The organism is Bacillus toyonensis BCT-7112 (assembly GCF_000496285.1).
In the GTDB taxonomy this organism is placed as follows: Bacteria; Bacillota; Bacilli; order Bacillales; family Bacillaceae_G; genus Bacillus_A; species Bacillus_A toyonensis.
In genome coordinates this window covers 175,780-196,706 of sequence record NC_022781.1, presented here as the reverse complement: position 1 = coordinate 196,706, position 20,927 = coordinate 175,780, and the positions used below count along the sequence as shown (strand labels likewise).

At 33.6% G+C, this 20,927-nt stretch carries 27 protein-coding genes and 1 pseudogene; 20 read left to right on the top strand and 8 right to left on the bottom strand.

Annotated elements, in window-relative coordinates; genetic code table 11:
* Positions 1-23: 23 nt before the first annotated feature.
* The 8 genes and pseudogenes from BTOYO_RS01075 to BTOYO_RS25710 all read left to right on the top strand — a co-directional run bounded on the left by BTOYO_RS01075 (position 24) and on the right by BTOYO_RS25710 (position 7,482).
* Complete coding sequence (locus tag BTOYO_RS01075) at positions 24-521, top strand: GNAT family N-acetyltransferase (protein ID WP_000620331.1); 498 nt, start codon at positions 24-26, stop codon at positions 519-521.
* 15 nt (positions 522-536) lie between these two features.
* A pseudogene (locus BTOYO_RS27205) lies at positions 537-1,142 on the top strand (DinB family protein).
* A 70-nt stretch (positions 1,143-1,212) separates the two neighbouring features.
* Entirely contained in the window at positions 1,213-2,151 is a 939-nt protein-coding gene (locus tag BTOYO_RS01065; RefSeq protein ID WP_000643649.1) for a DMT family transporter, read from the top strand.
* A gap of 57 nt (positions 2,152-2,208) precedes the next feature.
* Positions 2,209-2,619: a GNAT family N-acetyltransferase gene (locus BTOYO_RS01060; RefSeq protein ID WP_001053326.1), complete on the top strand. Its 411-nt coding sequence runs from the start codon at positions 2,209-2,211 to the stop codon at positions 2,617-2,619.
* 155 nt (positions 2,620-2,774) lie between these two features.
* The gene (locus BTOYO_RS01055) at positions 2,775-3,938 is read left to right on the top strand and encodes a DUF418 domain-containing protein (RefSeq protein WP_000376140.1); all 1,164 of its coding nucleotides are present in this window, start codon (positions 2,775-2,777) and stop codon (positions 3,936-3,938) included.
* A gap of 219 nt (positions 3,939-4,157) precedes the next feature.
* Positions 4,158-4,766 (top strand): hypothetical protein, encoded by a 609-nt coding sequence (locus tag BTOYO_RS01050; RefSeq protein WP_001242218.1) that lies wholly within the window; start codon positions 4,158-4,160, stop codon positions 4,764-4,766.
* A 20-nt stretch (positions 4,767-4,786) separates the two neighbouring features.
* Positions 4,787-6,034: a glutathionylspermidine synthase family protein gene (locus BTOYO_RS01045; protein WP_000287861.1), complete on the top strand. Its 1,248-nt coding sequence runs from the start codon at positions 4,787-4,789 to the stop codon at positions 6,032-6,034.
* Between the two features lie 78 nt (positions 6,035-6,112).
* A protein-coding gene (locus BTOYO_RS25710) for an IS3-like element ISBth167 family transposase (protein WP_144080795.1) occupies positions 6,113-7,482 on the top strand; the annotation gives its coding sequence in 2 pieces (ribosomal slippage) (positions 6,113-6,578 and positions 6,578-7,482; 1,371 coding nt in all).
* Positions 7,483-7,567: 85 nt separating this feature from the next.
* Here BTOYO_RS25710 and BTOYO_RS01030 read toward each other — a convergent pair.
* Entirely contained in the window at positions 7,568-8,017 is a 450-nt protein-coding gene (locus BTOYO_RS01030; RefSeq protein WP_000721816.1) for a hypothetical protein, read from the bottom strand.
* Positions 8,018-8,202: 185 nt separating this feature from the next.
* Here BTOYO_RS01030 and BTOYO_RS01025 point away from each other — a divergent pair, with 185 nt between their 5' ends.
* The 10 genes from BTOYO_RS01025 to BTOYO_RS27880 all read left to right on the top strand — a co-directional run bounded on the left by BTOYO_RS01025 (position 8,203) and on the right by BTOYO_RS27880 (position 16,276).
* Positions 8,203-9,003: an AAC(3) family N-acetyltransferase gene (locus BTOYO_RS01025; protein WP_131202461.1), complete on the top strand. Its 801-nt coding sequence runs from the start codon at positions 8,203-8,205 to the stop codon at positions 9,001-9,003.
* Positions 9,004-9,015: 12 nt separating this feature from the next.
* Positions 9,016-9,705, top strand: coding sequence for a phosphopantothenoylcysteine decarboxylase domain-containing protein (locus BTOYO_RS01020; protein ID WP_000676697.1), 690 nt, complete (start codon positions 9,016-9,018; stop codon positions 9,703-9,705).
* A 142-nt stretch (positions 9,706-9,847) separates the two neighbouring features.
* Positions 9,848-10,321, top strand: a complete 474-nt coding sequence (locus BTOYO_RS01015; protein ID WP_000400640.1) for a tetratricopeptide repeat protein — start codon at positions 9,848-9,850, stop codon at positions 10,319-10,321.
* 12 nt (positions 10,322-10,333) lie between these two features.
* A complete protein-coding gene (locus BTOYO_RS01010; RefSeq protein ID WP_000117462.1) occupies positions 10,334-11,398 on the top strand; it encodes a hypothetical protein in 1,065 nt (354 codons plus the stop codon).
* Positions 11,399-11,532: 134 nt separating this feature from the next.
* Entirely contained in the window at positions 11,533-12,045 is a 513-nt protein-coding gene (locus tag BTOYO_RS01005; protein ID WP_001072803.1) for a ribonuclease FAU-1 family protein, read from the top strand.
* Between the two features lie 186 nt (positions 12,046-12,231).
* Positions 12,232-12,987, top strand: coding sequence for an ABC transporter ATP-binding protein (locus BTOYO_RS01000; RefSeq protein ID WP_002093657.1), 756 nt, complete (start codon positions 12,232-12,234; stop codon positions 12,985-12,987).
* A gap of 17 nt (positions 12,988-13,004) precedes the next feature.
* Positions 13,005-13,991, top strand: a complete 987-nt coding sequence (locus BTOYO_RS00995; protein ID WP_000276900.1) for an aliphatic sulfonate ABC transporter substrate-binding protein — start codon at positions 13,005-13,007, stop codon at positions 13,989-13,991.
* Between the two features lie 16 nt (positions 13,992-14,007).
* Positions 14,008-14,856, top strand: coding sequence for an ABC transporter permease (locus tag BTOYO_RS00990; RefSeq protein WP_000432143.1), 849 nt, complete (start codon positions 14,008-14,010; stop codon positions 14,854-14,856).
* A 76-nt stretch (positions 14,857-14,932) separates the two neighbouring features.
* The gene (ssuD, locus tag BTOYO_RS00985; RefSeq protein WP_000404867.1) at positions 14,933-16,045 is read left to right on the top strand and encodes an FMNH2-dependent alkanesulfonate monooxygenase; all 1,113 of its coding nucleotides are present in this window, start codon (positions 14,933-14,935) and stop codon (positions 16,043-16,045) included.
* A gap of 138 nt (positions 16,046-16,183) precedes the next feature.
* A complete protein-coding gene (locus BTOYO_RS27880; RefSeq protein WP_001289320.1) occupies positions 16,184-16,276 on the top strand; it encodes a putative holin-like toxin in 93 nt (30 codons plus the stop codon).
* Between the two features lie 228 nt (positions 16,277-16,504).
* Here the strand turns inward: BTOYO_RS27880 and BTOYO_RS00980 are convergent, their stop codons facing one another.
* A complete protein-coding gene (locus tag BTOYO_RS00980; RefSeq protein WP_000189690.1) occupies positions 16,505-17,326 on the bottom strand; it encodes an HNH endonuclease in 822 nt (273 codons plus the stop codon).
* Between the two features lie 149 nt (positions 17,327-17,475).
* Here BTOYO_RS00980 and BTOYO_RS00975 point away from each other — a divergent pair, with 149 nt between their 5' ends.
* Complete coding sequence (locus BTOYO_RS00975; protein WP_000837897.1) at positions 17,476-18,561, top strand: AI-2E family transporter; 1,086 nt, start codon at positions 17,476-17,478, stop codon at positions 18,559-18,561.
* A gap of 237 nt (positions 18,562-18,798) precedes the next feature.
* Here BTOYO_RS00975 and BTOYO_RS00970 read toward each other — a convergent pair whose 3' ends face one another.
* The 6 genes from BTOYO_RS00970 to BTOYO_RS00945 are packed head-to-tail and all read right to left on the bottom strand — an operon-like array spanning position 18,799 to position 19,787.
* A complete protein-coding gene (locus BTOYO_RS00970; RefSeq protein WP_000668494.1) occupies positions 18,799-18,939 on the bottom strand; it encodes a YrzI family small protein in 141 nt (46 codons plus the stop codon).
* A gap of 27 nt (positions 18,940-18,966) precedes the next feature.
* Positions 18,967-19,107, bottom strand: a complete 141-nt coding sequence (locus BTOYO_RS00965; RefSeq protein WP_000669820.1) for a YrzI family small protein — start codon at positions 19,105-19,107, stop codon at positions 18,967-18,969.
* Positions 19,108-19,133: 26 nt separating this feature from the next.
* A complete protein-coding gene (locus BTOYO_RS00960; RefSeq protein ID WP_000669086.1) occupies positions 19,134-19,277 on the bottom strand; it encodes a YrzI family small protein in 144 nt (47 codons plus the stop codon).
* Positions 19,278-19,303: 26 nt separating this feature from the next.
* Positions 19,304-19,447 carry a YrzI family small protein gene (locus BTOYO_RS00955; RefSeq protein WP_000668989.1) on the bottom strand — a complete coding sequence of 48 codons (144 nt, stop codon included), beginning with the start codon at positions 19,445-19,447 and terminating at the stop codon, positions 19,304-19,306.
* A 28-nt stretch (positions 19,448-19,475) separates the two neighbouring features.
* Positions 19,476-19,619, bottom strand: coding sequence for a YrzI family small protein (locus tag BTOYO_RS00950; RefSeq protein ID WP_000142746.1), 144 nt, complete (start codon positions 19,617-19,619; stop codon positions 19,476-19,478).
* A 27-nt stretch (positions 19,620-19,646) separates the two neighbouring features.
* Positions 19,647-19,787 (bottom strand): YrzI family small protein, encoded by a 141-nt coding sequence (locus tag BTOYO_RS00945; protein ID WP_000156182.1) that lies wholly within the window; start codon positions 19,785-19,787, stop codon positions 19,647-19,649.
* 440 nt (positions 19,788-20,227) lie between these two features.
* On the opposite strand from BTOYO_RS00945, the gene BTOYO_RS00940 reads away from it, so the two are divergent.
* Complete coding sequence (locus tag BTOYO_RS00940; RefSeq protein WP_000876550.1) at positions 20,228-20,821, top strand: DUF4825 domain-containing protein; 594 nt, start codon at positions 20,228-20,230, stop codon at positions 20,819-20,821.
* The last annotated feature ends 106 nt before the right edge of the window (positions 20,822-20,927 follow it).

The window sequence follows — 20,927 nt, the reverse complement described above, 5'->3', positions numbered from 1 at the left end:
AAATTAAAAAGGGGTAGAGATACATGATTCGATTACTTACGAAAGAAGATGCAAAAAAATATTGGGATTTACGTTTACAAGCATTACAAGTAAACCCAGAGGCGTTTATAACAACTTATGAAGAGGCGATTCGTCAGGAAAATCCTATTGAGCGAGTTGAAGGGAATTTAACATCTACTATTAGTTGTACACTTGGCGCGTTTAATGAAGAAAAATTAATTGGTGTAGTCACTTTACTAACGGAAGAGAAAGTAGCATATAAGCATAAAGGCCATATCGTTGCGATGTATGTAGACGCACAAAACAGACGAAACGGGTTGGCACGTGAGCTAATTGCAAATGCAATTCAAAGAGCGCGGGATATACAACTAGAGCAATTGACATTAGGTGTTGTATCTACAAACGAACCAGCAAAAAATTTGTACGAATCAATGGGCTTTAAAACATATGGAATTGAAAAAAGGGCTATAAAGATTAATGGTGCGTACAGTGATGATGAACATATGGTGCTGTTCCTTTAAAGGACGGAGTTTATCATGAAAGATCTTTATTTAGAAAAAAACATGAATCCGCAAGTAGCAATTTTGTATGCAACGGTTCGAGATACATATATACGATTGCGAAATTTAGTAGAAAGTACTGAAGAGAAGGAATTATCTTTTAAAGGGTCTGAAAATAATGAAAATAGCATCGGACAGCTACTTCAGCATTTAGCAGTTGTCGATTTACATTGGGTGTATCGCTTAAAGGGAGAAGAAGTTCCACTGCACTAAAAAATAAATATGGGCCTATGTTGAATGAAGTGGGAGAACTGCCAGTTTTAAGAAAACACACGTTACAAGAGTTAATGCAAGATTATGAAGCAGTGCAACAATTGTTTTATCCCGCATTAACGGGCAGCCCGATTGGTTAAACTAATAATCAGTGGGGGATGAACAAAACCCCCACTGATTAAAGTTTCACTTTATGAAGAATGTATGAAACTAACAGAAAATGATTTAACACGGGAAGTTTTTTATGAAAAGGGCGAAAATGCGACAATAAGATGGGGCATATGGCATATAGCTGATCATAATCGGTATCATCAAGCGCATATTGGTCAGTTAAGAAAATTATATAGAGCTAGATTACATGTAAGTTAAAGTGCGTGAATTTTAATTATATTCATTTTGTTGTATAGTATTAAGAAGAAACTAAACAAGGGGTTTTATAATGAAAGCAATTGCAATAGGGATATTGGCATCATTTTTCTTTGCCTTTACCTTTGTTTTAAACCGGGCGATGGACTTAGAAGGTGGAAGTTGGATTTGGAGTGCATCATTACGGTATTACTTTATGGTACCAATGCTACTACTTATTGTCATGTATAGAGGCAACTTAAAGCAACTCTTTCAATATATGAAAAACAATCCGAAAGAATGGTTGGTATGGAGTATTGTAGGTTTTGGTCTTTTTTATGCACCACTTAGTTTTGCTGGCGCATTTGGACCAGGGTGGCTTGTTGCATCAACATGGCAAATTACGATAGTCGCAGGGATTTTGTTAACACCATTTTTTGCGGTAGACCCATTACATAAAAAACTTCCGATGAAAGAATTAGTAATGTCGGGTATTATTTTATTCGGTGTTGTACTCATGCAAGTAGAACATGCTTCTTCTTTAGGAATTCGTGAAACCATTTTATGTGTAGTTCCTGTTCTCATTGCGGCGTTTGCGTACCCACTTGGAAATCGAAAAATGATGCAAGTATGTAAAGGGGAATTAGATGTATTCCAGCGAGTTCTCGGGATGACATTAGCAAGTTTACCATTTTGGTTTTTACTATCTGGTTACGAAGTATCAACAGGTGGATTACCGTCAAGTAGCCAAGTTTTTCAATGTTTTATTGTAGCAGTTAGTTCAGGTTTAATCGCGACAGTATTATTTTTCTTTGCGACAGATCTTGTGAAAGATGATCCGCAAAAGCTAGCAACGGTTGAAGCGACACAATCCGGTGAAGTTTTATTTGCTTTAGTAGGAGAGCTTATTTGGCTTTCTGCTCCAATTCCATCATCTTTATCTTGGGTTGGAATGAGTCTCGTTATTGTCGGAATGATACTGCATAGTTATGTGGCGGTCGTTGTGAAAAAAGAAGAAAAGATAACAGCGTAATGAGATTAGCTCTTTTTTATAAAGAGCTAATCTTTTTTCATAGAAAGGGATGAAGATATGAATTTGCAACGTGTTGAACAAATTGGAAGGGATTCAATTTTAAATGTGCTACAGTATGCAGTCGGTCCAAGTGAAACAAGCTTAAAGAAAGCGGTAGTATTTTATCAAAGCAATAAAGGTAGATTATATAAATATGAAAAAAAGGCTTGTATAGGTATTGAAATAATCGGAGCAAATGAAGCGAGAATATGCCACATAGCAGTCGTTCCAGAATATCGTCATACAGGAATTGCGTTTCAAATGATAAGGGAAGTAGTAAGAATGCATCAATTGACTTATGTCGAAGCTGAGACAGACAATGAGGCAGTAGAATTTTATAAGAAAATTGGTTTTAAGGTTAAAAGTTTAGGAGAAAAATATCCAGGGATAGAAAGATTTCATTTGTATTTTAAAAATAAAACATATTGAAATAATCTGAGAATATAATATCCGGAATAGGAATTGAAGAGATAGTTCGTTTTTTATTTATCTGTTCTATTTTTAATAGAAGATCTTTCTTAGTTTTTGACGAAAACTTAAGAAAGATTGGAATGTTCATTTGATGTTAAGAAAGGAAGTAAAATATGGATAGATCAATAAATGATAGAACAATTGAAAAAAAGCGTGCAGTCTCATTGGATTTAGCAAGAGGCACTATGCTACTGTTAATCGTACTTGCTCATGCACCGCTTTACTTGTATGCAGCAGATCCTGGAATTATGCATAGAGTGGAAAGCAGTAGTTTCTTTGATCAAATTGTAAATCTTTTTGGTATATTCATAATTGATAACCGTGCAAGAGCAATGTTTGCCGTATTATTAGGCTACGGTTTAGTTTTAGCATTTGAAGGGCAAATATCAAAAGGGAAAAATGAAATTCAGGCTGTAAAAATAGTAAGAAAACGCTCCTTGTATTTAATACTGTTTGGGATTGTGTTAGCGGTCTTAATTGGAGGGCAAGATATTCTTATGGCCTATGGTTTAGCGGGTATTTTTGTTAGTCCACTATTAAAGTGTAAAATGAAAACATTAATTCGAACGTTTATAATTATCGCTATATTGTATACCATTTTTATTCCAATAATATGGGGACTTAATATGCAATCAATAGGTGATTATGGTTTTTCACCAGATGTTTCGGCAAAAGACACGTATCTTAGTACTACAATGATACGATTACTTTTCTTTCCTATTATACCTGTACTCATCCATTTTATGTTCCCAATTCTTCCTTCTATAATTCTTGGTTTGTGGATTGCTAGATATAAGTTATTAATAAAACCAGAGCAACAGTTAAAAAAATTATATTTTATAACAACTATAGGATTAGCAATTTCTTTAATAGGTGCTTTGCCTTTATCTTTTATAGGGACTATATGGTATCCAACTGTATTTACAGCTGGAATGATAAATGGAATCCATATTTTAACTGGAATTGCTGGAGGATTAGCATATGCAACAGGTTTCGGGATAATAGGGAGTAGATTGAAAAATCCAGGGTACTTTAGCCTTGCATTAATCGCTCTAGGAAAACGTTCATTAACATTTTTTGTTTTAAATGAAGCACTGCTTGTTATATTTTTATCACCAGTAGCATTTGATTTAGGAGGGCATGTAAGTAACGCTTTTGCTGCATTGATAGCAATATGTATTTGGATATTGTCTGTCATAGTAGCTTTAATAATGGAAAAAAATAATCTTAATGGACCATTAGAAATTTTATTGAGACGTTTAGTATATAAAAAATAAATAAAGTGAAAGACGACATAATACAAAATCGTCTTTCACTTTATTTAGGTGTACAGATAGACAATTCGGCTATTATAATATTTCATTTTCATTTAGGGAATAAATAGCATGAAAATATGTAAATATGCATATTGAGTATAGTTTGTAAAAAGTGATATTTGCATTATATAATATAGTTAAATGGAAAAATATAGATAAAAGAAATTAGGTGTATAGCACATGAGAATGGAAAAAAATAAATTTTTGAAAGTCGCTGCTTCAATTGGCGTGTCATCTTTTTTATTAACAGGTTGTGGTGACTATGAAGAAGAAAATGTACAACAAGAAAATACCGCTGTTAAAACGGATGGTGGGAAGCAAGGGAGCGAACAAGAACCATTAAATTGTGATGATAGAGCCCCAACTACTGAAAATGTAGAAAAAGATGAGTTATGCAAGGAAAATAATCCATCATTTTCATCGTATCAAGAAAACTCTCACTTACCGATATTACCGTTCGTAGCAGGATATTTATTAGCAAGTAAAACCTCAAATATGAACTATACAGTCAAACCAAATGTAATGAAGAAACCATATACAAACAATGTTCTTTCTTATCGTGAAAAAGATGAACGGAGAACTGGTGGCAGCGGTGGCGGAGGTTATTACGGCGGAACTACTAGCAACAACGATTCTTCAAAGAAAGTGGATTTAAATAAACAACAGCACAATCCATCAAATAAAGTGACGCCAGATACAAATACATCTAAATCATCTACGACACAAACGCCGAAAGTAAATTCTGGTTCAAGTGGAATTGGGAACGCAAAAGCGCCGGCCGGATCATAAAGAGAAAGGATAATAGAGTCATGTATACAGAACAAGAACAGAAAGAGTATATGAAAATATGGTTTTCACTTGCGGAAGAGGCTGGTAGGAATGGTTTTACGTGGCCGAGTCTATTAGAGAATGAAGAGTGGAATCAGTATATGGCAACAGGGATGTTTCGTATGTCGGTAAACACATATACCGCTATTTCGAAAGCGACAGAAGAAATAATGTATGTGTTATATAGAACGTATCAATATATTGTACATACGACAGAAGATTTTCAAAAACTCGGATTCCCGCCTGAAACGTGGGAGATTGCGAGAATGAAACATACTGGTTTGTTTTCTTATTTTACAAGGCTCGACTTTATCGTAAATGGTGATGTTATTAAATTAATAGAAGTGAATTGTGATACACCAACAGGATATTTAGAACCTTCTGTTGCAAATGAAGTGTTGTGCCGTTATCACGATGTGAATCACCCGAATCATATTGAGGAGCATATTGTACAGGCATGGGAACAAATTAAACATGACTATAATATTGATCCTGAAGAAACGATATATTTTAGTAGCTATGATTGGCACGATGAAGACCATCAAACAGTCCAGTTTTTAAGAAGTTATTGCCTAAATCAGCCCACGGAATATGTAGGAATTCAAGATATTGTAGTTACAGATGATGGAATATATACGCCAAATGGCAAGCGAATTCATTATTTATATCGACTGTATCCAATTGAATATTTAGTTACAGATGTTGATAAAAATGGAAAAAGAATTGGTCTGCAGTTTTTAAATCATATAGCGCAAGGAAGAGTGAAAATTATTAATCCACCAGCCGCATTCGTAATGCAAAATAAAAATATGCTTGCATTAATTTGGAAGCTTTATGAAAAAGCGGTTTTCTTTGAAGAAGAAGAGCGTGTTATTATTAATAAATACTTCTTACCAACATATTTTACAAATAAGCCATTTAAAGAAAGAAATGAATCATTTGTTTCTAAACCTTTATATGGACGTGAAGGTGGGGGCGTATCTATATACGAAAATGATGAACTATTAGCTGAAGATAAAACGGAATATTACTTTGAACAACGGAAAATATATCAGCAATACATAGAAATGCCTGACTATACCATTGATACATGGGATGGTCCGTATACTGGTAAATTATTAATTGGCTCACATTGTATTAGTGGGAGAGCGGCAGGGTTATTTTTACGAGTTGGTGAGAAAATAACGGGAAACTTATCGATGTTTACTGGGGTTACGATTGAAGGATAAAATGAAAAGAAAAGCCCATCATTTTGAAGTGCACCCCAATTGTTAGACACATAATTAACAATTGGAGGTGCACTTTTTATGGCTAAATTTTCTTCAAAAGATAAAATACAAGCAGTAAAACGATATCTAGAAGGTACAGAAGGCGGAAAAACCATTGCTAATTCTATAGGGGTTCATCCTAGAGAACTTTATCAATGGATTAAACGGTTTGAATTTTCAGGGGAAAAGGCGTTTGAAAAACGCTATACAACTTACTCTCTCGAGTATAAACTAGATGTAATTCATTATATGAATGAAAATGGGACATCTCTGAGAGAAACAGCTGCTTTTTTTAATATTCCTTCTTGCGAAACACTCCGAAAATGGAAAGTAGCTTATGAAACAGAAGGATTAGATGCCCTAAAATCAAAGAAAAAGGGGCGTCTAACCATGGCCAAAGAAAAAGCTAAGCTACAACATTTAAAACAAAACGAAGTATCTCTTGAAGGTTCTATAGAAGCGCTACAAGCAGAGAATGAACGTCTGCGTATGGAAAATGACTATTTAAAAAAGTTAAATGCCTTAGTTCAAAAGAAGAAAACATCACAGACCAAGACAAAGCGCAATTGATTTATGAATTAAGGCATAAATACAAGGTCGTTGACCTTGTGAAAGTCGCTAATATCGCTCGTAGTACGTATTATTACTGGATGAAACAAGCGAAACGTCCAGATAAATATAAGAAAGTTAAAGAATTAATTAAAGAGATCTTTAGTGAGAATTTTGGGAGGTATGGTTATCGTCGTATTACATTGGAATTACGTAATCGAGGCCATGCATTAAATCATAAAACCGTTCGACGTTTAATGAATATCCTGGGATTAAAATGTCTTGTTCGATTAAAAAAATATCGTTCATATAAAGGGACTGTCGGGAAATTCGCTCCTAATATTTTAAAACGTAATTTTCACGCATCAAAACCAAATGAAAAATGGGTAACAGATGTGACGGAGTTCCACTTACATGGTAAAAAACTATATCTATCACCCATTTTAGACTTATATAACGGAGAAATTATAGCTTACAATATAGAACATAGACCTGCCTATTCCCTTGTTTCTAAAATGTTGAATAAGGCGTTTCAACGTTTGAATGATAAGGAAACTCCTATTTTACACTCGGATCAAGGTTGGCATTATCAAATGCGACAATATCATCAGTCGCTTAAAAAACATAGCGTTATCCAAAGTATGTCCCGTAAGGGAAATTGCTTAGATAATGCAGTCATGGAAAATTTCTTTGGCTTATTAAAGTCTGAATTACTTTATTTTAAAGAGTTTGAAAGTATGGAACAATTTAAGCAAGAACTAGAAACTTATATTCATTGCTACAATCACAAAAGAATTAAAACAAAACTAAAAGGATTGTCCCCTGTGCAATACAGAGTTCAATCCTTAGTAGCTGCTTAATATATTTGTCTAATTTTTTGGATTCAGTTCATTTTTGATGGGCTTTTTCGTCTATCTATAAAGTGTAAATTGAAATGGTAACTTTTTATTGCTGTGATGTAACACTTTCATCTTTCTTCATTTCAAAGATTTTCTTTCCATCTTCATCTACAATTTTAATAGTATTTCTAAGTTTTGGTGCACCAATATATAAAACGGGATTTTCATCTTGCCCTTTATCTTTTTCAATATGTAATACGATAACAGATGTGTCTTTTTCGTCTTGTACTTCTTTTACTGTAATTTTATCGTTTTTATACTTTTTTCCAAATGCTACATACACCATTCTTTTTCCTTCACTAATACTACCATTTGAGTAATGAATCATAGTTGGATCTTTTTGTGCTTTTTCATATAAATTTAATGGCCCATATCCGCCTTCATTATATCTGGATTTTTCTAATACCCAATACCCCTCATAGTCATTGTTAATAGAAACACATGCATGTAAAGAAATGAGCCCAAATAGTAGAAAAGGAAATAGAATTTTTTTCATTTGTTCACCTTCTTTTAGTAATTCAAATGAATATACCATAATTTAACTATTTTTTACGTAATAATACTACCATTTTTTTGTAGTATTGAATACGATCAAGTTAAAAATTAAGAAAAATATGATAATATATTTATATAAAAGTTTAAATTTTAATATACGTGGTTAGTGGGGGAACCGTTATGAAAATGAATGAAATAGTTGAGAGTACACAATTTCCGAATACAATTCAAACAATTACAAACGATTTAAAAGCACTAGGAGTCGAAAAAGGAATGACAATTATTGTTCATTCATCATTAAGTTCTATCGGCTGGATATCTGGCGGAGTGGTTGCAGTAGTAGAAGCTTTAATGAAAGTCGTTACAGAAGAAGGAACAATTATAATGCCAACACAATCTTCGGATTTATCTGATCCGAAACATTGGTCAAGGCCGCCTGTACCTGAAGATTGGTGGCAAATTATACGTGATAGCGTCCCAGCATTTGATCCACGTATAACACCAACAAGAGGAATGGGGAAAATAGTTGAATGTTTTCGTACATACCCGAATGTAGTACGAAGTAATCATCCATTAGGAAGTTTTGCTGCATGGGGGAAACATGCAGAGGAAATAACAATGAATCATTCGCTATCGATGAGTTTGGGAGAGGAATCACCATTAAAAAAAATATACGATTTTGATGGGTACATATTATTAATTGGTGTTGGCTATGACTCGAATACGTCTGTTCATTTATCTGAAGTACGTTCTGGTGCATGTGAATTAATAAAAGTAGGAGCACCAATTATAGAAAACGGTGAAAGAGTATGGAAAGAATTTGTTGAAATGGATTACGAATCAGATACGTTTGTGGAAATTGGTGTAGAGTTTGAGCGAAAAGGAACTGTAACGATGGGGAAAATAGGTAATGCAACGAGCCGTCTTATGAAGCAACGTGATATAGTTGACTTTGGAACAGAATGGTTTCTTAAGAAAAATCAGTAAGGGATGGTTACAATGAAGGGGAAAAAGGTATTAATTACAAGCGGTGGTTGTTTAGAAAAATGGGATCAAGTACGCGGACATACGAATATGGCTAAAGGTACGATTGGAAGAATAATCGCAGAAGAACTTATAGCTAAAGGGGCACACGTTATATATTTACACGGTTATTTCGCTGAGAAACCGAACGATGTAAATAGAGGATTAGAATTACATCCATTTGAGGGAATTGTTGATTTGCAAGATAAAATGAAAAGTATCATTACGCATGAAAAAGTCGATGCGGTTATTATGGCAGCGGCTGGATCAGATTGGGTTGTGGAAAAGATTTGTGATCAAGATGGCAATGTTCTTAATATGAATGGGAAAATTTCAAGTGATATAGCACCAATTATACATTTTCAAAAAGCTCCAAAAGTTTTGAAGCAAATAAAACAATGGGATCCGGAAACAGTACTCGTTGGTTTTAAGCTTGAAAGTGATTTAAGTGAAGAAGAACTGTTTGAGAGAGCGAAAAATAGAATGAAAGAAGCAAAGGCGAATGTAATGATAGCAAATTCACCACATTCTTTATATTCGCGCGGGGCTGTACACTATGTAATTGGACAAGATGGTAAAGGAAAGTTATGTAAAGGGAAAGATGAAACAGCGAAAGAAATTGTCAAAAGCTTAGAGATATTATGTAATCGTATTACTGCTTTGTAAAATTAAGTTTTTAGATAAGAATGAATCCGCATAGTATATGGGTAAGCGAAACTTTAATTAGTGGGAATTTTACTTTTACACGAATGTGAAGCATAAACCAATCAAGAGCTATACGCAGAATAATTGGTGAGGAGTGGATTCTATGGAACATTTATTAAAGCAAGCTATTAAACTTAGAAATGAAAAGAAATATGCGCAGTCTAGAGAAATACTTATAGGATTAACAAACTTTACAAAAGATGCAGAAGTACTGTACCAATGTGCATGGATACACGATGTCATGGGATTAGAAACAGAAGCAGTTCCGTATTATGAGCAGGCGATCGCAAATGGACTTGATGGTGAATCCCTTTGCGGTGCCTATATCGGTTTAGGGAGTACATATCGTTGCATTGGAGAGTATGAAAAGGCAATTGTGGTACTAGAAGCTGGAGTAAAGAAATTCCCTGAGAACGATCCGATGAGAGTATTTTTATCATTAGCAAAGTATAATGTAAACGAACATGAATCCGCAATGAAATTATTACTTGAAACAGTCGTGAAAGTAGATGAAGTAAAAGAATTTGAACGTGCTATTTCATTTTATAAAGACCACTTAAACGAGGTGTTTAAATAAAGGAGTGAACGTATGAGTGTCACACTATCGCGAAGGCGAAAAGGCATTTGGATTGGACTCGTATCTTGCATTATGTTATCCAACTATTTATTGTATGCCCTTCCCATTGTACCAGCTGCTCCAAAAGAAGTAGTGCTTGGGTCATTATTAGATTGTATGTTTGTAATTCCAGTCATTACGTATTTCTTTATTATTCGAAAAAGATACTCGTTAACGTATATCTTTCCTGTCGTAATAGCTGGATATATATTTGCGAGATTTATAATTCCAAGCGACTATTTACAAGCTTTTTCATTCGTTTCTTATATAGTAGTGACGGGGGAAATTGCATTTGTAGCTTTACAATTGTTCCTTCTATATAAAATCGTGACAATGCTTCCTAAAATAATTAATAAATATAAAGCACATAAAAAAGAGTATTCTTCATTCTCTTATTCAATTGATGCAGCATTTGATGACACTATGAAAAGAAGTAAGGTTATAAATATCATGCTTACTGAGTGTAAGCTAATCTATTATGCGTTATTATCTTGGCGTGCAAAAGTACCAGATGACGAATTTACCTATTCTTACCATAAAAACACCGGTGCTATAGGTGTTTATATCATGATAATTCACGCAACAGCAATTGAAAGTATCGGTTTTCATTATTTACTTCATCAATGGAATCCAGTAATAGCTTGGATTTTACTTATTTTAAACGTATATGCGATGATTTATTTTATAGCTGAAATACAAGCGATACGTAAAAATCCAATTATCATAACAGAAAAACAAGTAATGATTCAAATCGGATTAGGAAAGAAAATCGTTTTGCCATTTACACAAATTGATAATATTACGTTCTACAAGGGGGAATCACTAACAGCAAAAGAAGAGAAAGAGGTATTGGATGCAACTGTTATGGAGTTCATAAAAGAACCTGCTACTTTTGAAATAACGTTAAAAGAGCCAGTAAAAGCGCAGGTGTTATATGGTTTTTCTAAAACAGTAAATCGTGTGCACTTAAATGTTGATGAGGAACGGAAATTTTATAATGCGATTTCTGAAAGGTTAAAACTTATAAGTCATGAATAGTGAAAAACTCCTTCTAAAATAAGAGGGAGTTTTATTGTGTAATTGTAGACAACAATATAAACAACTATATACTTCTTAATTGCTATATAAATGGATATAATTAAGGATAGAAATAGCATAAGGGGAACAAAATAATGAATCAATTACGTACATCAAAAATTGAAATTACAGAAAGAAAAATTCGGTATGATTCGACAATAGTGGATTACGATTACTTATTGCTGAAAAAACAATCGGAAAGTATCGTGTTATTTCACGAGGTCCAGTATTCATTTACAATGACGGCACACGATACAAAGTTAACTATTCAAAAAGGAAGTTACACAATTGCATACTACTGGGAAGATCGTCCTTACAATTTATACGTATGGAGAGATAAGGAAGGGAATTATGTAGGTGCCTATTTTAATATCGTAAAAAATACACAAATAACAGAAGAAGTAGTTTCCTTCGAAGATTTAATTATCGATATTATGGTACTTCCAAATGGAGAATATTTCATATTAGATGAGGATGAATTACCGGAGCCGATAGAAAACTTTGAAGATGGATTTGTAAAAGAAGCTCTTCATACATTGACGGATACCATTCAAGAGTTGCTTCCTAAAATTATAATAGAAACTGCTACTATCTTTAAAAATAAATAATGTTCATTAAAACCTAGTTGACTTATCGGAAATATTTGTATAATATGTAGTTAATTCTATAACAAGTGGCTGATTGGAGAAACCAAAGGCATTTTATCTATTGATAAAATGCCTTTGGTTTTTTTATTAGTTACATAACAGCATAATCAATTAATCCAAATGATTCATAGTAGGGAGGGTGAACGTGTGACAGTTTCAATTAAAGGGGTATCTAAGAAATTTGCGAAAGCGGTAGGTAGTGTTCAAGTATTAGAGAATATTAATTTTCAATTAGAGAAAGGGGATTTTGTTACAATAATTGGTCCGAGTGGGTGCGGAAAAAGTACATTATTAAAAATTGTTGCAGGTTTAGATAATGATTTTGAAGGGGAAGTTGCTATTGATGGCGAGCGCATCGTAAAACCAAGTAAGAAACAAGGTTTTATTTTTCAAGAACATAGGCTTTTTCCATGGTTAACAGTTGAAGAAAATATAGCGGCAGATTTGTCGTTAAAAGATAAGTATGTGAAAGATAAAGTGAGAGAATGGGTTGAAATCGTTCGGTTAGATGGCTTTGAAAAATCGTATCCGAAAGAAATTTCAGGTGGGATGTCACAACGTGTTGCGATAGCAAGAGCTTTGTTAAGAGATCCGAATGTATTATTACTTGATGAACCTTTTGGAGCGCTGGATGCGTTTACTCGAAGTCATTTACAAGAAGTATTGCTAAATATTTGGGAGCAGAAGAAAACAACAATGATATTCGTTACACATGATATAGATGAAGCGATATATCTTTCAAACCGAATCATCATTATGAGTGCAAAACCAGGGGAAATACATAAAGTGATTGAAAATAAGTTGCCTTATCCGCGAAATAAAACTTCACAATCGTTCCAACAACTTCGAACGAAAGTATTACAGCAGTTTGAATATGGGGGATTGATTCAAACAAGTATATAGGAAAAGGGTGATTTTATATGTATAAAAAATTTATAGTTCTTTCTTTTGCTTTAGCTATATCAGTATTTTTATTAGGATGCGAAAAAAGTACAGCAAGTAGTAAGAAAGAAGATGTAACAATACAAATTGGTATACAGCAAGGATTAAGTCCACTATTACTAGCAAAGAAAAAGGGGTGGTTTGAAGAGGAGTTTAAAAAAGAAGGAGTTAAAGTGAAATGGACAGAGTTCCAAAGTGGACCTCCTTATTTTGAAGCAATCGCATCAAACCGATTAGATTTTGGTGAAGTAGGGAATTCTCCAGTCATTTCAGCGCAAGCAGCAGGTATTGGATTTACCGAAATCGCCAATACAAGTTATGCGAGAAAAGGAACTGGAATTCTCGTTCAAAAAGATAGCAAGATTGCGAGTATAAAAGATTTAAAAGGTAAAAAAATTGCAGTAGCAAAAGGAAGTAGTGCCTTTAATTTATTATATCGAGCACTTGATAAAGAAGGTATTGATGCAAAAGATGTAAATGTCATTCAATTACAACCAGATGAAGCGCAGCCTGCATTCGAATCAGGATCAGTAGATGCATGGGCGATTTGGGATCCATTTATTTCGTTACATACGGTAAATAAGGGCGCGAAAGTGATTGCAGATGGTGAAACATTAGATGTCTCTTCACCAGAATTTTTAATTACGAGAACAAAATTTGCGAAAGAACATCCAGAATTAGTTGAGAAATTTCTCAAAGTTTATGAGAAAGCACGTGTATGGCAAGATGCTAACTTAGATGAAGCAATAAAAGTATACACTTCTGTAAAAAAGATAGATGCGGAAATCGTAAAAGAAGTTTTTAATCACGACAAACCAATTTTAGTTCCGGTAACGAAGGAAATAATAGCAGAGCAACAAAAGACAGCGAAATTTCAATATAAGCTCGGTTCTATAAAGAAAGAAATTAAGACGGAAAAAGTTGTAGATAATTCTTTCGTAGAAAAAGCGTTGAAAGCGAAGTGAAAAGAGGTTTTGTAAAGTGGAAAATACGAAAGCTGTTATGAAATCAGCGAGTATAATGATTGAGAAAAACAGCGTAAAGAAGGTGCGGAAGTTAAATATAAAAGTTTTAGTAAGGGCGATTACTATACCGGTTATTATATTAATAATTTGGCAGTTGGCTGGCGTATTCGGTCTTGTCACTAAAACAGTTTTACCAACACCATTAGATATTTTTCTAGCTTTCCAAGAGCTTATTAAAACAGGAGAGTTATTCGGCCATTTAAGTATTAGTGTATTCAGGGCCGCAGCTGGTTTCTTTATTGGCGGGGGCTTAGGGGTTATTTTAGGAACGATTGTTGGATTTTCAACGAGAAGTGAGCAATATTTAGATCCATCTGTGCAAATGTTAAGAACTGTACCTCATTTAGCTGTTGCGCCGCTTTTCGTATTATGGTTTGGTTTTGGCGAAACATCGAAAGTATTATTAATTGCGGACGGTGCATTTTTTCCTTTATACGTAAATGCGTTTTTAGGGATACGAGGTGTAGACTCAAAGTTATTTGATGTTGCGAGAGTATTAGAGTTTAATAAACGAAAATTAATTACGAAACTAATTTTACCAGCTGCATTGCCTAACCTTTTACTAGGAGCAAGGTTATCGTTAGGTGTTGCATGGGTGAGTTTAGTAGTAGCAGAACTTATGGGATCTACAGAAGGTATCGGTTATATGATTATGGATGCAAGGCAATTTTCAAATACAGATATCGTATTTGTCGGTATTATAATCTTTGCATTCGTCGGGAAGTTTTCTGATTCACTCGTCCGTTTACTAGAAGTGAAGTTTTTAAGGTGGCGAGATAGTTTTAAAGGTGAGACAGGGAATTAATATGTAAATTATTAGGGGTAATTTATATACAGATTTTTAGTTTGCGTTTCAAAATAAATAAGGGGTGTGCAAGAGTATGGAAATATTATGGTTTATTCCGGCTTATGGAGATGGTCGATATTTAGGAACGACAAAACGAGGAAGAGCAGCTGAGTATGGTTATTATAAACAAGTTGCTGAGGCGGCTGATTATTTAGGATATACGGGTGTTTTACTTCCAACTGGTCAAGGATGTGAAGACCCTTGGGTGTTAGCTTCAGCTCTTGCTGCTGAAACAGAAAAACTAAAATTTTTAGTAGCAGTGAGACCAGGATTAATGTCACCTACAGTTGCAGCGAGGATGGCATCTACATTTGATAGAATTTCAGATGGTCGATTACTTATTAATGTAGTAGCTGGAGGAGATCCCGTTGAACTACAAGGAGATGGATTGTATCTTGAACATGACGAAAGGTATGAAGCAGCGGATGAATTTTTAAAAGTTTGGAAATCGACCTTGCAAGGTGAAACGATCTCATTAGAAGGAAAACATATTAAAGTTACAGAAAGTAAAGTCGTGTTCCCGCCAGTCCAAACACCGTATCCTCCTATATATTTCGGAGGGTCATCAGCTGCTGGAAAAGAAGTTGCAGCTGAACATAGTGATGTATATTTAACGTGGGGAGAGCCACCTCAGCAAGTAAAAGAGAAAATAGAGGAAGTAAGAAAACTTGCAGAAGAGAAGGGGCGTACGGTACGATTCGGTATCAGGTTGCACGTAATTGTAAGAGAAACAGAAGAAGAAGCATGGGAAGAGGCAGAACGTTTAATTCAATATGTAGATAATCAAACGATTGAGCTTGCTCAAAAGACATTTGCAAGATATGATTCAGTTGGCCAAAAACGGATGACATATTTAAATAAAGGAACAAGGGAGTCGTTAGAGATAAGCCCAAACTTATGGGCTGGAATCGGACTTGTAAGAGGTGGTGCAGGCACTGCACTTGTAGGAGATCCGCAAACGGTAGCGGAAAGAATAAAAGAATATGAAGCGTTAGGAATTGATACATTTGTTTTATCGGGATATCCTCATTTAGAAGAGGCATATGAAGTGGCAGAACTGTTATTCCCTTTATTGAAAGATGAGAAGAAACAAGAAAATAAAATTGTTGGTGAAATGATAGCTGATGCATTTGCATTAAAAAAATAATGAGAAAAAACCCGCAAGCGATTCGCATGCGGGTTTTCATCGTAAACTATCAGAAAATATGGTAAAATTAAATAGTAACTTAAGGTACGGTTGGTTGTTCAATTATCACTTCTCCGAATAGGAGGGGGGTGATAATACATGAGTGAAATAGCGTTGCTACTGCAGGGTGGACTGTTTCTCGTTGCATTGTTAACGTTCGTCGTTGTTTTAATAGACAAGCTCAAAAAATAACAACCCACCTAAGCCAATAGAATGTGGGTTGTTTTGTTTGTAAGAAACAAATAGGATAAGTGAACAATCCAATCTGCTAAGTTACGTGGACTAGTGTGTAGCCGCACACTAGTCTTTTTTATTTATATACAATTTATAATTAGTTTATGTGATTGTATTGTTCTTTTCATACTCATTATAACACAGTGTCTTTTCATGAAGAAAGGAGACCGTATGTTCTGATTTTGATTAAATAGTAGATGATGTTTCTTTAAATAACCCATCCATATACTGTTTTAAAGTTTGGACATAAAATTCTTGCTTATTCACATTATTTACGCCGACAATTGGCGATGCAAGTTCATATCGCTTTTCTGATAAATGAACGACAACATCAAAGATGTCAAACAAACGAATGAAGCAGAATAGGCCGTCTTTATCGCTAAGTAAAATAAAGTAATGGTTTTCACTATTTGTATTTAATGTATTCCATAATGAACTTTTGCTTAAGTCACGAACAATACTCTTTTCTTTTAATTCCATGAAATCGGCATTTGATAGAATATTAGAAATATCAATTGCATCTGGATCTTCAAAGTAGCCATCAATTGTTTGTACAGCGAAAGCGTAAGCCATTTTTAATACGCTCATTTTGTATTTACGGTTATCTAAAAGTAATTCACGTTGAATAGAGCTAGCTACTTTCGTTACACGTTCTTCTTTCCAAATTTCATTATGTAGAGAAATATCGTGCTTTTTACATAGTTTCATAATTAATGCATTGGAATAAAGTATTTCATCACTTACTTCAACAACATCTGTTTCAGCCGCCGCAAGTTCCTCACCATGCTCATTTGTATAGAGAGGGGAGTCGATTTGTTTTTTCATTTGCTCAATCTTAAATTGACTTAATTTATGCCTAATTAAAGGGCGATCAATATTTGTTGTCATTTGTTCATGACAAGTATCACAAATTGAGTTTGTGAAATAATAGCCACATAATATTTCTGGGATGACATATTGTTCACTCAGTTCTTTCGTATCTTTTCTGCAAATGATGCATTGTGTCATTTTTATCACCTTTACCTGCAAATTTGTATGTATTCTCATTGTAGTGTATTTATTGGTATTTTGGAATATTGTAAAGGAAAATATTATGTGAAATTAAAGTTTAATTTGGTACAATAAAGAGAAGTGCTAGTTTAAAGGAGGACGTTTGTTTGAAATCGAAAGTGCACTTTTGGACATTAGAAGTGCTAATGGTTGTAGGAATCATATTTATTTGCACAAAAATATCGTTTCTATTTCAACCGATTGGTATCTTCATATCAACATTGTTTTTCCCAATCTTAATCGCGCTTTTTTTATACTTCATATTTAATCCTGTATTAGTCTTTTTGGAGAATAAAAAAGTACCTAGAAATTTAGCGATTCTACTGTTATATCTTTTTATCATCACATTAACTGCGGTTGGCGTTGGAGTAGTTGTTCCGACGATTTCACAACAGTTAATGGATTTAGTGAAAAATATGCCAGGGTATATAAAAGAGGGAAAAGTATACATACAAGATTTATCACATCACAGATTGTTTGAATGGTTATCTACACAAAATTACGTTTCCATTGAAACAATTGAAAAAAATGCAATTGAATACTTAAAGGATATACCAAATACAATTACGTCGAGTGCAACGGCTTTATTTGGTATCATCACGAACGTTGCGTTAGTTATCTTTACAGTACCGTTCATTTTATTTTACATGTTTAAAGATGGGCATGCCTTTCCAGGAAAAGCGGTTAGCTTATTACCAGAGTCTTACCGTGAAGAAGGACTTCGTATCATAAAGGAAACGAATGAAACGTTATCTGCATATATTCAAGGGCAAGCGCTCGTTTGTATATTTGTTGGTGCTTTTACTTTCATCGGTTATTTAATTATCGATTTACCGTACGCTTTTGTTTTAGGAATTATTGCAGCATTTACAAATATCATTCCTAACTTAGGTCCATTTATCGGTGCGGCACCAGCTGTTATTGTAGGTTTGTTCGTATCTCCGATGCAAGCATTGTACGTAATTATTATTGTTACAATAGTACAACAGTTTGAAAGTAATATTATTTCACCACGTATTATGAGTTCGAAATTAAATATTCACCCGTTAACAATTATTATCTTAATTTTAGGGGTAGGTAATTTCGCGGGAATTATCGGAATGATTTTAGCAGTACCAGTTTATGCAGTAACAAAAACAGTTGTTTCAAACTTAGTAAGATTGTTTAAAACGAAACGAAATAATCGAAAATAGTATATGTTGAGGAAGATACACCGCTTTTTAAGTGGTGTATCTTTCGTTTGTTAATCAATATAAAAAAGTGTATTAATGCGATTTTATTATATGTTTTTTATATATCAAATTTAACGGTAAACTTGTGGGATTTAAGGTCTATAAAACTATGTGGAATCCCTCTGAACTATCCAAATCATTTCTTTACACCGTACTATCAACATCATAATCGACTCCTTTCAAGTTAATTCATATAAACTATAGGTGAGTGTAATATTTACTTTTACAATCACGAATTTCATCAATAATTTGTTTATACTGTTGCTCTTGTTTTAATTCATTTTGAGAAATCGTTTCTTTTTGAATCGTAATAGTTAAAAAGAAAAGGTGAAACTTCATATGTGAATTCCTCCTTTCAAATGGGAATTACAAATGACTACAGTAATGACTCTGTCTTTCTTTTACATAATCCATAGCTTGATTAATTTGACGTTCGTGAAGCATTTCAGTTTCAGAAAAATTATGTTTTTGAATGGTAATGGTTAAATAGAATACTTTAAATTTCATTAGATTTTTACCCCTTTATAAGTTATTTAGAACAGACGATTGTAAAAAGAAGATTGAAGCTCTTTTACTTCGTCCATAGTAGTTTGAACGTGTTGATCGTGTAAAACCTCATTTTGTGAAAGTTTACGCTTTTGAATGGTAATGGTTAAAAACAATGCTTTAAATTTCATTGAATTATTACCCCTTTTGGATTTATTTAGAACAGACGATTGTAAAAAGAAGATTGAAGCTCTTTTACTTCGTCCATAGTAGTTTGAACGTGTTGATCGTGTAAAACCTCATTTTGTGAAAGCTTACGTTTTTGAAGGGTAATGGTTAAAAAGAATGCTTTAAATTTCATGAAGATATTGCTCCTTTAAAATATATTTTTAATACATTTGTGTATAGTATGAAATTTTAATGTCAGTTATTTTATCAGTTGTTTGTTTTACTTGTTGTTTACGAATGATTTCATCTTCAGATAAAGTGTTTTTCTGAAGTGCAGTCGTAAAAAAGAAAACATGAAAAGTCATAAATGAATTCCTCCTTTCGAAAAGGAATTACAGGTGATCACAATAAAGCACTTGGCGCTCCTTAACATCATCCATAGCTTTTTGAATTCGCGCATTATGAAGCAGTTCCGTATTGGAACGTCTATTTCTTTGAATCGTAATACTTAAAAACAATACGCTAATAGTCATTGAATGTTGCTCCTTTCTTTAAAAAATAATGTAAGAGACTAAAAAACCGCACAAAAAAACCACAGGAAGATACAGTTCTCCTACGGCTGGGCGTGAAAAAGCCACAGGAAAGTATACGACCTCCTGTGGCGAATTTATGAATTAAAAGAAATAATATACGATCTTCAATTCTCCATTAGGGTGGTCGAATTCATATTCAATTGTCCGAAAAACAAAGGTGCAGCTAACGCAAAAGTTAATGCATGTAATTGTAATTTCATCATTTTCTTCGACCTCCTTTTAGAATTTTTTTCTTACGTTAGTAATTATATACAATTAATGGATAATTGTAAACCTAAAAATTGAAAATTTTTAATTTTGATTAAAATGCTTATATTTAAAAGGGATTTGAAAAGCAGTATAGTAAGTAACGAAATATCGATAAAAATGGGGGATGCTAAATGAAATATATGCATCGTAATGTGCTCGTTATGCTAACAATTTTTTTATTTATGACGGCTTGTTCTAACGGAGAAAGAATAAAAGATATATCTGATGTTAGGTCAGATGATTTTAAGAAATATACTGGAACGTACGTTGGTAATAATTCAGATGTGGTTGCAATTGTTAAAAATTTACCCGGTGGTGGAACAGTTCAAAGTATAAGTTTAGAAAATGAAAGTATAAAAGTGAACTATGGCGTAAAAGAGAGTGGGACTCTTACAGAAGAAATGATTGAGACGTATTGGTTTGATGGGAAGGATACGATGAAGAAGAATTTTCTCTTTAATGCTATATATCTAGTGATTTTAGTACCAAATGCAAAAGCGTATGAGTTTCAAATAGAAAATAAAAACTTTAAGATAACGAGGGAAGAAATGTTATCAATTTTGCATAGGAAATTCGATGATTTTCCAAAAGAAAAAGATATATGGGATAAAAATAAAGTTATAAAGTTTTTTAAGGGCAATGAAGAAAAAATTAAAATGCTTGTGAATGATAAAGATTTTAGGCAATCTTTATTTGCTAAATATCCAGTGAAGCAGTTGGAATAATTGTTGAAACTACGAGTTTTTTTAGGGAATCATTCTTAAATGAATGATTCCTTTTTATGTATAAGAAATTTATGGAAAAAACATTTGTAATGTGATATGGTTAATT